The 15,166-nt window shown below is 40.8% G+C and carries 10 protein-coding genes, 1 other RNA gene and 1 other annotated feature; of the genes, 10 read left to right on the forward strand and 1 reads right to left on the reverse strand.

Going from position 1 to position 15,166, the window contains the following annotated elements; translation table 11 throughout:
* Nucleotides 1-93: 93 nt before the first annotated feature.
* The 5 genes from secDF to dtd all read left to right on the forward strand — a co-directional run bounded on the left by secDF (nt 94) and on the right by dtd (nt 8,327).
* On the forward strand, nt 94-2,355 hold the full coding sequence (gene secDF, locus ABES02_RS17705) for a protein translocase subunit SecDF (protein WP_430137657.1): 2,262 nt from the start codon (nt 94-96) through the stop codon (nt 2,353-2,355).
* 244 nt (nt 2,356-2,599) lie between these two features.
* A complete protein-coding gene (recJ, locus tag ABES02_RS17710) occupies nt 2,600-4,963 on the forward strand; it encodes a single-stranded-DNA-specific exonuclease RecJ (protein WP_430137659.1) in 2,364 nt (787 codons plus the stop codon).
* A complete protein-coding gene (locus ABES02_RS17715; protein ID WP_430137662.1) occupies nt 4,954-5,466 on the forward strand; it encodes an adenine phosphoribosyltransferase in 513 nt (170 codons plus the stop codon). Before recJ ends, ABES02_RS17715 begins: the two co-directional genes overlap by 10 nt.
* Nucleotides 5,467-5,675: 209 nt before the next feature.
* The gene (locus ABES02_RS17720; RefSeq protein WP_430137665.1) at nt 5,676-7,871 is read left to right on the forward strand and encodes a RelA/SpoT family protein; all 2,196 of its coding nucleotides are present in this window, start codon (nt 5,676-5,678) and stop codon (nt 7,869-7,871) included.
* A 12-nt stretch (nt 7,872-7,883) separates the two neighbouring features.
* Nucleotides 7,884-8,327 carry a D-aminoacyl-tRNA deacylase gene (gene dtd, locus ABES02_RS17725; protein ID WP_430137668.1) on the forward strand — a complete coding sequence of 148 codons (444 nt, stop codon included), beginning with the start codon at nt 7,884-7,886 and terminating at the stop codon, nt 8,325-8,327.
* An 80-nt stretch (nt 8,328-8,407) separates the two neighbouring features.
* Here the strand turns inward: dtd and ABES02_RS17730 are convergent, their stop codons facing one another.
* Nucleotides 8,408-10,174, reverse strand: a complete 1,767-nt coding sequence (locus tag ABES02_RS17730) for an SH3 domain-containing protein (protein WP_430137671.1) — start codon at nt 10,172-10,174, stop codon at nt 8,408-8,410.
* Nucleotides 10,175-10,340: 166 nt separating this feature from the next.
* Here ABES02_RS17730 and ABES02_RS17735 point away from each other — a divergent pair, with 166 nt between their 5' ends.
* From ABES02_RS17735 to ABES02_RS17755, 5 genes are all read left to right on the forward strand, one after another.
* Nucleotides 10,341-10,517, forward strand: a complete 177-nt coding sequence (locus ABES02_RS17735; protein ID WP_430137673.1) for a hypothetical protein — start codon at nt 10,341-10,343, stop codon at nt 10,515-10,517.
* Nucleotides 10,518-10,577: 60 nt separating this feature from the next.
* Nucleotides 10,578-10,818: a binding site (T-box leader), on the forward strand.
* Nucleotides 10,819-10,897: 79 nt separating this feature from the next.
* On the forward strand, nt 10,898-12,169 hold the full coding sequence (gene hisS / locus ABES02_RS17740) for a histidine--tRNA ligase (RefSeq protein WP_430137676.1): 1,272 nt from the start codon (nt 10,898-10,900) through the stop codon (nt 12,167-12,169).
* Between the two features lie 13 nt (nt 12,170-12,182).
* A complete protein-coding gene (aspS, locus tag ABES02_RS17745; protein WP_430137679.1) occupies nt 12,183-13,952 on the forward strand; it encodes an aspartate--tRNA ligase in 1,770 nt (589 codons plus the stop codon).
* Between the two features lie 68 nt (nt 13,953-14,020).
* A non-coding RNA gene (ssrS, locus tag ABES02_RS17750) (6S RNA) lies at nt 14,021-14,217 on the forward strand.
* 157 nt (nt 14,218-14,374) lie between these two features.
* The gene (locus ABES02_RS17755; RefSeq protein WP_430137682.1) at nt 14,375-15,142 is read left to right on the forward strand and encodes a tRNA threonylcarbamoyladenosine dehydratase; all 768 of its coding nucleotides are present in this window, start codon (nt 14,375-14,377) and stop codon (nt 15,140-15,142) included.
* Nucleotides 15,143-15,166: the final 24 nt, after the last annotated feature.

Genomic DNA, 15,166 nt, shown 5'->3' on the forward strand with positions numbered 1-15,166 from the left:
TCCATAATGATAGAAGTGACTTTTTTATTATTTTTTATATAGGAATTGTATGTAAAAGTGCTATGCACACGCACTAAGGAGGAACAATACATAATGGTAAAACGCAGTAGAATTATTGCTTTCTTACTTGTGGTTCTGATTCTCGGAAGCACAATGGGAACAACAACGAAAAACATCTTAAACAATATGAAGCTTGGACTTGACCTCCAAGGCGGATTTGAGGTTTTATATCAGGTAAAACCAGCGAAAAAAGGTCAAAAGATTGATAAAGAAGTCTTGGCAAGTACAGCTGAGGCACTCGATAAGCGGATTAACGTCCTTGGAGTGAGCGAACCAAGCATTCAAATTGAGGGTAAGGACCGAATCCGTGTTCAGCTTGCTGGAGTGAAGGACCAAAATAAAGCCCGGGAAATTTTGTCTACACAGGCTAATTTATCCTTCCGTGATGCCAACGATCGTCTGATGATGGACGGGGCTGACTTAAAGCAGGGCGGTGCGAAGCAAACCTTTGACCAAAATGGAAATCCAAGCGTATCTTTAACATTAAAGAGTGCGGATAAATTCCGTAAGGTTTCTGAAGAAATTATGAATATGAATCCAAATGTCCTTGTTATTTGGCTTGATTTTGAAGAAGGAAAAGATTCTTTTAAAACGGAAGTAACAAAGCCGAATCCGAAGTATTTGTCTGCCCCAACAGTAAAACAAATCTTCAATCAAGATACGGTTTCCATTGTAGGCAGCTTCACCGCAAAAGAAGCTCAAACCTTGGCTTCTCTTTTGAATGCGGGTTCATTACCAGTAAAGCTTAAAGAGGTATACTCTACTTCTGTCGGAGCTAAATTCGGAGAGCAAGCCTTACATGACACGATTTTAGCGGGAATCATCGGTGTTATCATCATTTATCTGTTTATGCTTTTCTATTATCGCTTTCCAGGTTTCATTGCAACCATTACGTTATCGATTTATATTTATCTCGTTCTATTGATTTTTGATTGGATGAATGGAGTCCTGACTTTGCCGGGAATTGCCGCGATCATTCTCGGAGTCGGTATGGCCGTCGATGCCAACATTATTACGTATGAACGGATTAGAGAAGAACTTAAAGTGGGCAGAACCATTAAGTCAGCTTTCCAAGCTGGTGAGCAGCATGCGTTTACTGCGATTCTTGACGCAAACTTAACAACCATCTTAACCGCTGGTGTATTATTCTTCTATGGGACAAGCTCGGTAAAAGGGTTTGCGACCATGTTAATCGTGAGTGTTCTTATGAGCTTCCTAACCAACGTTTACGGTGCACGGTTATTACTAGGACTTTGGGTACACAGTGGTTTCTTGAAGGATAAACCAGGCTGGTTTTCTGTACGGAAATCACAAATCAGATCTCTTACCGAAAATATCGATACAGTCAATCTCCCAACAAGGTTCGATAAAATTGATTTTGTCAAATTGAGAAAACCAATTTTTGCATTATCGGGTGTGCTGCTAGTAGTTGGTATTATCATTCTCGCTATTTTCCGCATGAATTTAGGAATTGATTTTTCAAGTGGTACACGTATTGAAGTTCAATCTAATACGCCTTTAACCACTGAAAAGGTGGAAGCTGCTTTTACTAAACATCATATAACACCTGATGATATTGTCATTTCAGGTGATAAGAAACAAATTGGCGCAGTCCGAATGCTCGGGGTGCTGTCTAAAAATGATATTGCTGATTTAAAAGAGGACTTCAAAAAGCAATTTGGTTATGAGCCGAATGTCAGCACAGTTTCTCCGACAGTAGGTAAAGAACTGGCGAAAAATGCCTTTTTTGCAATTTTGTTTGCATCAATTGGTATTATTCTCTATGTATCTGTTCGCTTTGAAGCATACATGGCGATTGCTGCCGTTGCCGCTATCCTTCATGATGCCTTTTTCATGATTGCAATCTTTAGTATTACAAGACTGGAAGTAGATTTGACATTTATTGCGGCGGTACTGACCATCATAGGTTATTCCAACCATGATACGATTGTCACTTTCGATAGAATTCGCGAAAATATGCGCAAGAAAAAGCGTCTTAAAACGGTTGAGGATATTGCCGAAGTCGTGAACGTAAGTATTCGCCAAACGTTAACCCGGTCTATTAACACCGTCTTAACAGTACTCATTACTGTGGTTTGCTTAATGATTTTTGGAAGTCCATCCATCCTTAATTTCTCTATCGCGTTGTTCGTGGGATTAATTGTAGGTGTGTATTCTTCCATCTTTATCGCAGGGTCTTTATGGTATGTACTGAAATGTAAAGAGCTCAAAAAGAAAGGCGTTATTAAAACGGTTAAAGAAAAAAGAAAGTATTCCGATCAGCCTCAAGTTTAAATATTTAGAAAACCGCAGATATTCTGCGGTTTTTCTTGTCTGGCTCCAGCGCCCAGCGGCTAGTGTCCTTCGCTCTCCGCCCTACGATAAGTCAACATCGAATCGCTGCCGCTCTTCGTGTTTCCTTTATCTCAGTTGGAGTGCTCCAGGCCATACGCCGCGCAGAGGAAGCGCGCTTTTCAAATTTGATTGAAAGCTTCATCCTGCTCCTGTATAATAAGAAGGTCTGAGGGGTGATCTACTAATGTTAAAGTCAAAAACAAGATGGATTGTTCGTGAATCCGATGACCCACTTGTTCAAATGCTCGCAAATGAATTAAAAATTACACCTCTAGTTGCATCGCTGCTTGTCAATCGTGGATTGGATACCGTTGATTCTGCACGGTATTTTTTATTTGGAAAGGATGAATTCCACGACCCTTATTTGTTAAAAGGGATGGACATTGCGGTGAGTAGAATTCGTGAAGCCATTTACAAGCAAGAACCCATTCTTATCTTTGGAGATTATGATGCTGATGGTGTAAGCAGCACATCAGTGTTAATGATAACTCTTCGTGATTTAGGGGCAAATGTTCAATTTTACATCCCTAATCGCTTTTCAGAAGGATATGGACCAAACGAACCTGCTTTTCGACGTGCCGCTGAAAGTGGTATAAAATTAATCATAACTGTTGACACTGGAATATCTGCCATACATGAAGCAAATATGGCAAAAGAGCTGGGCGTTGACCTTATTATTACCGACCACCATGAACCTGGACCGGTCTTACCTGAAGCACTTGCGATTATTCATCCAAAGCTGCCTGATAGCACCTATCCGTTTCGGGAGCTGGCTGGAGTCGGTGTAGCATTTAAATTAGCCCATGCCTTATATGGACATCTGCCTGAACATTTGTTTGAAATTGCCGTAATCGGGACCATTGCTGATTTAGTATCATTAAAAGGAGAAAATCGCCTGATTGCGAAAAAGGGTCTTGAAAAATTAAAGACCACAGAAAACATTGGGTTAAAAGCCATTTTTAAATTAGCTGGGGTAGACCCGTTGACGATAAATGAAGAAACTATTGGTTTTACACTGGCTCCAAGGATTAATGCTGTCGGCCGCCTGGAGGATGCTGATTTAGCAGTACAGCTGATCTTAACAGATGATCCGGATGAAGCAGAGAGTTTAGCGCTTGAAATGGACAGCCTTAATAAAACGAGGCAAGCAATCGTTAATGAGATTACGCTTGAAGCAATTGAAGAAGTGGAAAAGAATTATCCAATCGAAACAAATAAAGTTCTTGTTATTGGTAAGGAAGGCTGGAATGCCGGGGTCATTGGTATTGTTGCTTCCAGACTCGTGGATAAGTTTTATCGACCAACGATTGTTTTGAGCTTCGACCGTGAAAAAGGCTTAGCAAAAGGCTCCGCACGAAGTATTGCCGGTTTTGATCTTTTTCATAATTTATCTTCCTGCCGGGATATTCTTCCCCATTTTGGAGGACATCCAATGGCAGCAGGGATGACCTTGAAGCTTGAGGATGTGGATGAGCTTCGCAATAGGTTAAACCTTTTGGCAGATGAATTGTTGACGGATGAAGATTTTGTCCCTGTAACCTATCTCGATGAGGAAGTCCGACTTGAAGACATCCATTTATCTTCACTAGAGGAATTAAACCTTTTATCTCCTTTTGGAATGGATAACTCCAAGCCCAAGGTTTTAATCAATAATGTTGATATTGCCAGTATTAGAAAAATTGGCAGTGATCAAAACCATTTGAAAATTTTAGTGAACGATAATGGTGCTACTCTGGATGGGATTGGTTTTGGATTAGGTCCTTTGGCTGATCACATTTCTCCAGCTTCAAAAATTTCTTTAATTGGAGAATTATCGGTTAATGAATGGAACAATATACGTAAACCACAAATTTTTATCCAAGATGTAGCTATTCAGTCGTGGCAGCTATTCGATTATCGTGGACAAAAGCGGATCAATAGTATTGTCAAAATGGTTCCAAATGAAAATAAAAAAGTCATTATTTTTAACAAAGATCATTCTGAAAAAATAGCTGCGCAACTTCAACTGGAGACTATACTCATTCAAGATATGGAGGAAGCCAAAGCATTCGATGGTGAAAATGCAAACATCGTATTGGTCGACCTTCCCCCATCAAAGGAAATTGTTGCTCGACTGTTGAATGGGAAGAATCCTGCGAGGGTTTATGCCTATTTCTATAAAGAATCCAGTGATTTTTTCAGCACCATTCCTAATCGGGATCATTTTAAATGGTTCTATGCGTTCCTGTTAAAAAATGGTCCGATTGACCTTAAACGCTATGGTGATGATATTGCCAAACAGCGAGGCTGGTCAAAAGAAACGATTTATTTTATGGCAAAGGTGTTTTCTGAACTAGATTTTGTTACAATAAACAATGGATTTATTACTTTACAAAGATCAGCGCAAAAGCGTGATTTAACTGACTCAAGAACCTATCAATTAAAACAAGCACAATATGCTCTTGAAAGAGATCTATTGTTTTCATCCTTTCAGGAATTAAAGAGCTGGTTCGACGAAGTCATTCAAGAGTCGGTTAAAATTGAGGAGGCAGTAAAAGGATGGACTTAAAACCATTTATCTCAATCGTAGAAGATTACCCAAAACCGGGAATTAAGTTTAAAGACATTACCCCTTTAATGAATAATGGCGAGGCATACAAGTATGCAACAGACCAGATTGTTGCCTATGCCCAAGATAAAAATATCGATTTAATTGTTGGACCAGAAGCAAGAGGATTCATTATTGGCTGTCCAGTTGCATATTCTCTAGGAATAGGCTTTGCTCCAGTCCGTAAAGAAGGAAAACTTCCGCGAGAAACCATTAAAGTCAACTATGGCTTAGAATATGGCAGCGACGTTTTAACCATTCATAAGGATGCCATTAAGCCAGGCCAACGCGTTCTTATCACAGATGATTTATTAGCAACAGGCGGCACAATTGACGCAACCATCAAATTAGTAGAACAGCTTGGCGGCGTTGTAGCTGGTATCGCTTTCTTAGTGGAATTAACTTATTTAGAAGGCAGGAGCAAGCTAGAGGGTTATGATATTTTAACTTTAATGCAGTATTAATTATTAACAGGGGGCACTCCGCAAGCGGGTGCTCTCTTTATATAATGAAAATCGACATTTTTTTCGTAAATTGTTGAAAAAATCTCACAATCTCTTTACATCTTTGCTATTTTTTTCGATAATAGTAACAATCATTCTTATTTAGGAACTATTTTTTTAGGATGACATTTATATATATATAAAATTGAGATGAAAATAAAGGTGATTTCATGGCGAATGATCAAGTGTTAACAGCCGACCAAGTCATCGACAAGACTAGAAAATACTTAAATGAAGAGCATGTGGAGCTTGTAAAAAAGGCGTATGAATTTGCCAAGCATGCTCATCGTGAACAATATCGAAAATCAGGCGAGCCTTATATTATCCATCCTATTCAGGTTGCTGGGATTTTAGCTGACCTTGAGATGGATCCGGCGACAGTCGCCGCTGGTTTTCTCCACGACGTTGTTGAAGATACGAATGTATCCCTAAAGGATATGGAAGTGGCCTTTAATGCGGAAGTGGCTATGCTTGTCGATGGGGTAACTAAATTAGGGAAAATTAAATATAAGTCGCACGAAGAGCAGCAAGCTGAAAATCACCGGAAAATGTTTGTGGCAATGGCGCAGGATATCCGGGTAATCCTGATTAAACTTGCTGACAGGTTGCATAATATGCGAACACTGAAGCATCTTCCTCTAGAGAAACAACGTCGGATATCAAATGAGACACTTGAAATATTTGCCCCTTTAGCACATCGTCTTGGTATTTCTAAAATTAAGTGGGAGCTGGAGGATACTGCTTTAAGGTATTTAAATCCACAGCAATATTACCGGATTGTTAACTTAATGAAAAAGAAGCGTGCCGAGCGGGAGCAATATTTAGAAGATGTCATCGATGAAGTTAAAAATAGGATGGGCGAGGTATCTATAAAAGCTGATCTTTCTGGAAGACCAAAGCATATTTACAGCATTTATCGGAAAATGGCTTTACAGAATAAGCAATTCAGTGAAATTTATGATTTGCTTGCTGTCCGAATCGTTGTTAACAGTATTAAAGATTGCTATGCGGTACTCGGCATCATTCATACATGCTGGAAACCAATGCCTGGACGTTTCAAGGATTATATTGCGATGCCTAAACCGAATATGTATCAGTCCCTGCATACGACTGTTATCGGTCCAAAAGGTGACCCACTCGAAGTGCAAATCCGGACATTTGAAATGCATCGAATTGCGGAATTCGGGATTGCGGCCCACTGGGCATACAAAGAAGGTAAGGCGATTAGTGATAGCTCCTCTTTTGAGCAAAAATTAACCTGGTTCAGAGAAATTCTTGAATTCCAAAATGATACGCAGAATGCTGAAGAATTCATGGAATCGTTGAAAATCGATTTGTTTTCCGATATGGTTTTTGTGTTCACACCAAAGGGCGATGTGATTGAATTGCCGTCCGGTTCAGTTCCTATTGATTTTGCATACCGCATTCATTCTGAAATTGGCAATAAAACGATAGGGGCAAAAGTGAACGGCAAGATGGTGACGCTTGACTATACGTTGAAGACAGGGGATATCATCGAGATTCTCACTTCCAAGCATTCCTATGGTCCAAGTCAAGATTGGTTGAAGCTGGCACAAACTTCCCAAGCGAAAAATAAAATACGTGCCTTCTTTAAAAAGCAGCGCCGCGATGAAAATATTGATAAAGGCAAAGAGCTTGTTGAAAAAGAAATCAGAGCGATGGAGTTTGATATTAAAGAAATTCTAACGCCTGATAATCTGAAAAAGGTTGCGGAAAAGTTTAATTTTACGGGTGAAGAGGATATGTACGCGGCCGTTGGTTATAATGGGGTAACTGCCCTGCAGGTGGCCAACCGTTTAACCGAGAAATGGCGGAAAAAGCGGGATCAAGAGCAATCAGCCAGTATAACCAATGCGATAACGGATTTAAAAGCCTTTCCTTCTACCAAGAAGCGTGAATCAGGGGTCCGTGTTCAAGGAATTGATAACCTGTTAATTCGTTTATCAAGATGCTGTAATCCGGTGCCAGGGGATGAAATCGTTGGCTTTATTACGAAAGGCCGCGGCGTATCCGTCCATCGCTCGGATTGTACGAACATTGATTCTAATGATGCACAGTCAAGATTAATCCAGGTAGAATGGGAATCTTCTTTAAATGACCGAAAAGAATATAATGTCGATATCGAAATCAGCGGCTACGATCGTAGAGGGCTTTTGAATGAGGTACTTCAAGCCGTCAATGAAACGAAAACAAATATTTCTGCTGTAACCGGCAAATCTGACCGAAATAAAATGGCGACGATTATTATGTCAATTGCGATTCACAATGTCAGCCACCTTCAAAAGGTTGTTGAAAGGATCAAACAAATCCCTGATATATATTCAGTCCGCCGAATCATGAATTAAGGAGTTTCAAAAATGCGTGTTGTTGTTCAGCGCAGTAAAGCTGCCAAAGTTACAGTTAACGGCGAGATTACTGGGCAAATTACAAAAGGGCTCGTCCTCCTTGTTGGAGTTACCCATGATGACAAGGAAGAGGATGCGGCTTATTTAGCCGATAAAATCGTAAATATGCGAATTTTTGAGGATGAAGCGGAAAAGATGAATTTGTCCCTTCTGGAAAGGGGCGGTGAAATTCTTTCCGTTTCCCAATTTACACTTTATGGGGATTGCCGCAAAGGAAGAAGACCTAACTTTATGGGAGCGGCAAGACCAGAGCAGGCTGTAGAGCTTTATGAAACATTTAACAGCATGCTCCGCCAAAAAGGTATTACCGTGGAAACAGGAGTGTTTGGCGCCATGATGGATGTTGAACTGATCAATGATGGCCCTGTTACCTTAATTGTTGAGAGTAAAGCATAAAAAAAGGCTTGGCACTATTCATTTTAGTGCCGAGCCTTTTTTGTCAAGCGTATGCGCCTAACCAAGGCGCTTGCGCTTTTCTAGTTTTCTTTAAAAAATCTCGCTAGTCCGTCATATAAACCTGATGCAGCATTTTCCTGGAATGCACCGGATTTTAATGTCATTTCTTCTTCCGGGTTGCTTAAATAACCTAGCTCGATTAAAGTTGCTTTTTGACTATTTTCCCGGATGACATGGAAATCGCCAAAACGAACCCCGCGATTTTTCAAATTTGTTTGCCCAACCGTCGATGAGTAAATCGTATCTGCCAGCGATTTTTGATAGGAATGATAATAATATCCAGTCATGCCACGGACACTTCGATCTAAATTGCTATCATAATGCAGACTAATAAAAGCATCAGCGCGATTAATTGCTGCTAAACTGACCCGAGATGGGAGTGTTACATAGGAATCATTATTTCTAGTCAAATAGACATCTGCACCTGCAGCGGTTAATTTATCAAATAAAAGCCGGGCTGTCCGAAGTGTAAGCTCTTTTTCGAGCGTTCCATTTGCTCCAGTTGTCCCATTATCCCCGCCACCATGACCAGGGTCTAGTACAATCGTTTTATTTTTTAAGTAGCCTTCTGCCCCGGACTTTTCAATTCGTGGCGCCGAACCGTTCGTCGAGACAATCCACCCGGCCACGAACCCAGTTTTTCCGTTTTTAAGTTTGATTTCATACCAATCATTTTTTACGCTAATGACTGAAAACGTATCGCCTTCATTCACGCGTTGGACGACATCCGATTGTACATTTGCTTGTTTTCGTATATTAGTCCCATCTTGCAGAATGGTAATTGTAGTTTCCTTTCCTGATGACGTTCCAGTATTAGGTTTCTCAGTTGATTTATCTAGATACCAGCCAGCCACCCAGCCGAAACTACCAGTCTTATATTCTATTTTTGCCCAATTATTACTTTCATCTAGTATCGTAAAACTTTGCCCCTTCGTTACGCTGCCGATTATACCAGCATTTAACGAGGCACCTGAGCGGATACTAAGACTATTGGCAGTTACCGTCCCGATAAAGCTGCTAGATTCTGCCGGCTTGTCCTCTGCTGAGCCAGATTGAATATCAACGAACTCGGAACTGACCCAACCTCTTATATTCCCGAAGCCAATTTCATACCATTTGTTTTGTTTGGTATAAATCGTTACATTTGTACCCTTGGTAAGCTTCCCAATAATCGTACTAGATGATGAAGACTCTTTGCGGACGTTTAAGGTATCCCCATTTACAACACCAGTATTACTCTCTTTTGAAGAAGTGGCTGCCGATTTGTTTTCTGTTTGGCCAGTTCTCGAATCTAAAAATTCTTTTGCCACCCAACCTTCACCAAAAGTGGAGGTTATTTTATACCAGTTTTCATTTTGATCAAGTACTGAAACCTCTTGTCCCTTATTTAAGAATCCAACAATCCGAAAGCTTGTCCCAGGCCCGGAACGAACCCTTAATTGATCGGTATTGGCTATAGCAACCGTACTTTTTGATTCAGATGACGAGGCTGCATTAGCTGTTTTCTGTTCATTCTCTTTCGTCACGAGCCAATTGACGACCCAGCCTGTCTTACCAAAAGACAACTGAATCTCAATCCAATCGTCCTTTTCCTTAACGATCGAATACTTTTCGCCTCGGTTTGCGACTTTTACAAGTGGATAACTTAATCCGGGGCCTCCGCGAACATTAACAGTTTCACTTGAAATAATAATGGAACCACTAGCTGCGCTGCTTTTTCCTTGCGGCAGGAAGGCTCCGAAAAAAAGAATGAAAGATAATAGCAGTAAACTAAACTTTTTGGTCATTCATACCCTCCTTTTCTAATTCCTTATTTTATCGTAAAAATTAGTGAAAATCATTCCTAAATTGTTAATTTTGGCCAACAAATCTTGAAATTCCTCTCGAGCGTGCAATTTTTTCACAAGGATGGAAATAATAAGCCTATCGAGTGAAAGGGCAGAGGTGATTGGAATGAGAGCAAGTGAAAAAGGAATGAACGCACAATCCATGAATGGACGGCTTTTTGGGGTGGATTTTCACGATTTTATCGAAAAAGAACAGCACGCTACATCCGTTGAACTTGCATCAGAATTCGGATTGACGATGAGGGATGTCAGAAAGTTAAAAAAACTTTTAGAGAGATCGTAAAACTCTCTTGACAATGCTTGCGATGCTCCGTATTATTATATAAATATAAAACCTAATCGGATATAACCATTGATGGAGCATAGTAGTTAAGTGAACCCATGAAAAGAGAGGAAATGCCCTAGGCTGAAAGCATTTCTGCATGTGACTTAATGAATGAACACTCCGTAGGTTTCTCTCTGAAAAAGTATAACCTTTAGTAGGAGAAGAACGTTGCAGGCGTTAACTGTTTAAGAGGAAGCCGTCCATTTTCGGGACGCTTCAACTAGGGTGGCACCGCGGGATCTAAACTCTCGTCCCTTGTATTTGATACAAGGGATGGGAGTTTTTTGTTTTCTTAAAGTACATAATTTCATGTTTTAGATAGAAGGAGGGTTCCTAAGATGTCGATAAGCATACCTAGAGGAACACAGGACATTCTGCCAGGTGAAATTGAGAAATGGCAGCTGATAGAAAAAAAGGCAAGAGAGCTTTGTGAAAAATACCAATACAAAGAAATCCGGACACCGATTTTTGAACATACAGATCTTTTTTCAAGAGGCGTCGGCGATTCTACAGATATTGTTCAAAAAGAAATGTATACCTTTGAAGACAGGGGCGGAAGGAGTCTTACTCTTAGACCAGAAGGCACGGCAGCAGTCGTAAGGTCGTTTGTCGAGAAAAAGATGTTCGGTTATGCAAACCAGCCTGTAAAGCTTTATTATATGGGACCAATGTTCCGATACGAACGTCCGCAGGCAGGTCGTTTCCGCCAATTTGTTCAATTTGGAATTGAAGCATTAGGGAGTAATGACCCAGCGATTGATGCAGAAGTGATTTCGCTTGCGATGAACCTTTATAAAGAAATGGGTTTAAGGAAGCTAAAGTTAATTATTAACAGCCTTGGCGATAAGGAGAGCAGAACCGCTCACCGCGAAGCGTTAGTCAACCACTTTAAGCCGAGAATCGGAGAGTTTTGTCATGACTGTCAAAACCGCCTTGAAAAGAATCCGCTGCGCATTCTTGATTGCAAGCAGGACCGTGATCACGAATTAATGAAATCAGCACCATCGATTCTCGATTATTTAAATGATTATTCGAAGGCATATTTTCAAAAATTGCAGAAGTATTTAGTTCAGCTTGATATTCCATTTGAAGTGGATGCTAACTTAGTGCGCGGCTTGGATTATTACAATCACACAGCCTTTGAGATTATGAGTAATGCTGAGGGCTTTGGCGCGATTACGACTTTATGCGGAGGCGGTCGCTATAATGGCTTGGCAGAAGAAATTGGCGGTCCGGAAACACCGGGTATAGGCTTTGCCTTAAGTATCGAGCGTTTTATCGCAGCTCTTAATGCTGAAGGAATTGAGCTTGAAATCAATGAAGGTATTGATTGCTATCTGGCTTCACTTGGCGAGGAAGCTAAGGACTATACGGTGGGATTATTGCAGCAGCTTCGTACGGCTGGTTTTTCAGGAGAAAGAGATTACTTGGATCGAAAAATAAAAGCACAATTTAAGGCGGCAGATCGCCTTAAGGCCAAATATGTCGCCGTTCTTGGTGACGAAGAGCTTAAAAACAACAAAATCAATGTAAAAAATATGGCTACAGGTGAACAGGAAGAAGTAGCACTTGAATCTTTCATTCAATATTTTCAGGGGTTACAACGATAAGGGGGATTAAGAAATGTTTGGCAGATCATATTTTTGTGGTGAAGTACCAGAGACAGCAGTTGGGGAAAAAGTAACATTAAAGGGATGGGTTCAAAAAAGAAGGGATCTAGGTGGATTAATTTTTATTGATCTGCGCGACCGTACCGGAATTGTTCAGGTTGTCTTTAATCCTGATTTATCAAAGGAAGCTCTGGAAACAGCTGAAAAAATTCGTAATGAATACGTTCTTGATATTGTTGGAACAGTCGTCAGCCGTGAGCCTGGTACTGTGAACGACAATTTAAAGACAGGAAAAATTGAAGTTCAAGCTGAGGTCGTTACGATCATAAATGAGGCAAAAACACCTCCATTTATGATCTCCGATAAAACCGATGCCTCCGAGGATGTTCGTCTAAAATATCGTTATTTAGACTTCCGTCGTCCCGTTATTTTTGAAACTTTAAAAATGCGCCATCAAGTAACTAAACAAATCCGTGATTTTCTTGACGGAGAAGGTTTCTTAGATATTGAAACACCAATTTTAACAAAAAGTACGCCTGAAGGAGCACGTGACTATTTAGTGCCAAGCCGGGTACATCCTGGTGAATTTTATGCGCTGCCACAATCACCGCAGCTCTTTAAACAGTTACTCATGGTCGGCGGCGTTGAACGCTATTACCAAATCGCCCGCTGTTTCCGTGATGAGGACTTACGTGCAGACCGTCAGCCTGAATTTACCCAAATTGATATTGAAACAAGCTTTTTAAGTCAAGAGGATATTATCAGCTTGATGGAAAATATGATGACAAAGGTAATGAAGGAAGTTAAGGGAGTAGACGTTCCAGCTTCTTTCCCGCGGATGACTTACGATGAAGCGATGAGCCGTTTCGGTTCTGATAAACCAGACACTCGTTTTGGATTAGAGCTTGTTGACCTTTCTGAAATCGTTAAAGATTCAGGTTTTAAAGTCTTTGCAGCTGCGGTTGCTGGCGGTGGCCAAGTAAAGGCTATTAACGTTAAGGGCGCTGCAGAAAAATATTCACGTAAGGATATCGATGCATTAACCGAATTCGTTGCTGTTTATGGTGCAAAAGGGCTCGCTTGGTTAAAGGTAGATGCGGAAGGCTTGAAGGGTCCGATTGCAAAGTTCTTCTCTGAAGAAGATGCTAGTGCGCTTGTTGCAACTCTTGAAGCGGCAGCTGGAGATTTGCTCTTATTTGTTGCTGACAAGAAGAGTGTCGTCGCAGATGCTTTAGGGGCGCTTCGTTTAAAACTTGGAAAAGAATTAGGTTTAATCGATCAAAGTCTTTTCAATTTCTTATGGGTAACTGACTGGCCTTTACTTGAGTATGATGAAGAGGAAGGCCGCTATTATGCTGCCCATCATCCTTTTACAATGCCTTTTAGAGAAGACCTTGAGTTCTTGGATTCTGATCCGTCTAAAGTGCGTGCTCAGGCCTATGACCTTGTTCTAAATGGTTACGAATTGGGCGGCGGTTCGTTAAGGATTTTTGAGCGTCACATTCAAGAAAAAATGTTTAGCGTCCTTGGCTTTACACAGGAAGAGGCACGTGAGCAATTTGGATTCTTGTTAAATGCGTTTGAATACGGGACTCCTCCTCACGGTGGGATTGCTCTAGGTCTTGACCGTCTGGTAATGCTACTTGCGGGCAGCACTAACCTTCGCGATACCATCGCATTTCCGAAGACTGCTAGTGCAAGCTGCTTATTAACAGATGCACCAGGTGAGGTTTCAGAGGCGCAATTAAAAGAGCTAAATTTGTCACTAAATATTAATAAATAGCGAATGAATTCGTTTTCATGAACCCTTGAATGACGAATCTTAATATGGTATTATAAAGTCAATTCAAAAGAGTCCTGAAATGTACGTTGTGTTACCTGAAGTTTTGACCGAACATTATTTATTCGGGAGTCCGGAGTTTTCTGATTGCGTAAATGCCTCACTCTTTTACGAGTAAGAGGACTTACAAATTCGGGAATAGGACACCCCCCTGCTGAGTGCGGGATCAAAACTAAGGATCAAAAGCGACGGCATCATTGGGACTCTTTTCTATTTTTTTCGACAGTTAACCTCCTGTTATCATACGGGAGGTTTTTATTTGTAGGGAATTCCTATAAATATACTTGTATTTATGGATGGGTATGATATATTTTTATGGTGAAAAAATAAATAATAAATTGAAATTAAATTTGGAGTGAACATAAATGCTGCATCAATTTTCTCGTAATGAGCTTGCCATCGGAAAAGAAGGCTTAGAAATAATGAAGGGGAGTACCGTAGCTGTTTTAGGAATAGGCGGTGTCGGTTCTTTCGCGGCAGAAGCGCTAGCACGTTCCGGTGTTGGGCGTTTAGTGCTAATCGATAAGGATGATGTTGATATCACAAATGTTAACCGTCAGTTAATCGCTCTTCTTTCAACTGTTGGCAGACCGAAGGTTGAAATCATGGAAGAGCGGATAAAGGATATTAATCCGGATTGTGAAGTCATTTCCCTTAAGATGTTTTATACCGAGGAAACGTATGAAGATATTTTCGGCTATAACTTGGATTTTGTCGTCGATGCTTCGGATACCATTATGTACAAAATTCATTTGATGAAAGAGTGCCTAAAGCGCAATATTCCGATTATCTCGAGCATGGGAGCCGCCAATAAAATGGATCCAACCCGCTTCCAGATTGCCGATATTTCGAAAACTCATACGGATCCGATTGCGAAGGTTATTCGTACAAAGTTGCGGAAAGAGCGAATCCACAAAGGAATTCCGGTCGTGTTTTCCGATGAAAGCCCAATTGTTATTCGCGAAGACGTCCGCAAAGAGGTAGGGAACGATCAGGCAGCTATCCGTAAAGCGAAAATGCCTCCTTCTTCAAATGCCTTCGTCCCATCCGCTGCAGGACTGATCATGGCGAGTTATGTGGTGAGGGAATTACTGAAAGATATCAAAATTAGCCGTGTATCGGATGAGAAATAACTCGTTAACGCCCCGGACCTTTGT

Source organism: Neobacillus pocheonensis, from assembly GCF_050477905.1.
Lineage (GTDB): Bacteria > Bacillota > Bacilli > Bacillales > Cytobacillaceae > Neobacillus > Neobacillus pocheonensis_A.

Coding starts and splice junctions, on each gene's coding strand:
- ABES02_RS17730 (WP_430137671.1), bottom strand. CDS start 10,174: ATGACCAAAAAGTTTAGTTTACTGCTATTATCTTTCATTCTTTTTTTC.
- dtd (WP_430137668.1), top strand. CDS start 7,884: ATGCGTGTTGTTGTTCAGCGCAGTAAAGCTGCCAAAGTTACAGTTAAC.
- secDF (WP_430137657.1), top strand. CDS start 94: ATGGTAAAACGCAGTAGAATTATTGCTTTCTTACTTGTGGTTCTGATT.
- ABES02_RS17720 (WP_430137665.1), top strand. CDS start 5,676: ATGGCGAATGATCAAGTGTTAACAGCCGACCAAGTCATCGACAAGACT.
- ABES02_RS17715 (WP_430137662.1), top strand. CDS start 4,954: ATGGACTTAAAACCATTTATCTCAATCGTAGAAGATTACCCAAAACCG.
- ABES02_RS17755 (WP_430137682.1), top strand. CDS start 14,375: ATGCTGCATCAATTTTCTCGTAATGAGCTTGCCATCGGAAAAGAAGGC.
- ABES02_RS17735 (WP_430137673.1), top strand. CDS start 10,341: ATGAGAGCAAGTGAAAAAGGAATGAACGCACAATCCATGAATGGACGG.
- hisS (WP_430137676.1), top strand. CDS start 10,898: ATGTCGATAAGCATACCTAGAGGAACACAGGACATTCTGCCAGGTGAA.
- recJ (WP_430137659.1), top strand. CDS start 2,600: ATGTTAAAGTCAAAAACAAGATGGATTGTTCGTGAATCCGATGACCCA.
- aspS (WP_430137679.1), top strand. CDS start 12,183: ATGTTTGGCAGATCATATTTTTGTGGTGAAGTACCAGAGACAGCAGTT.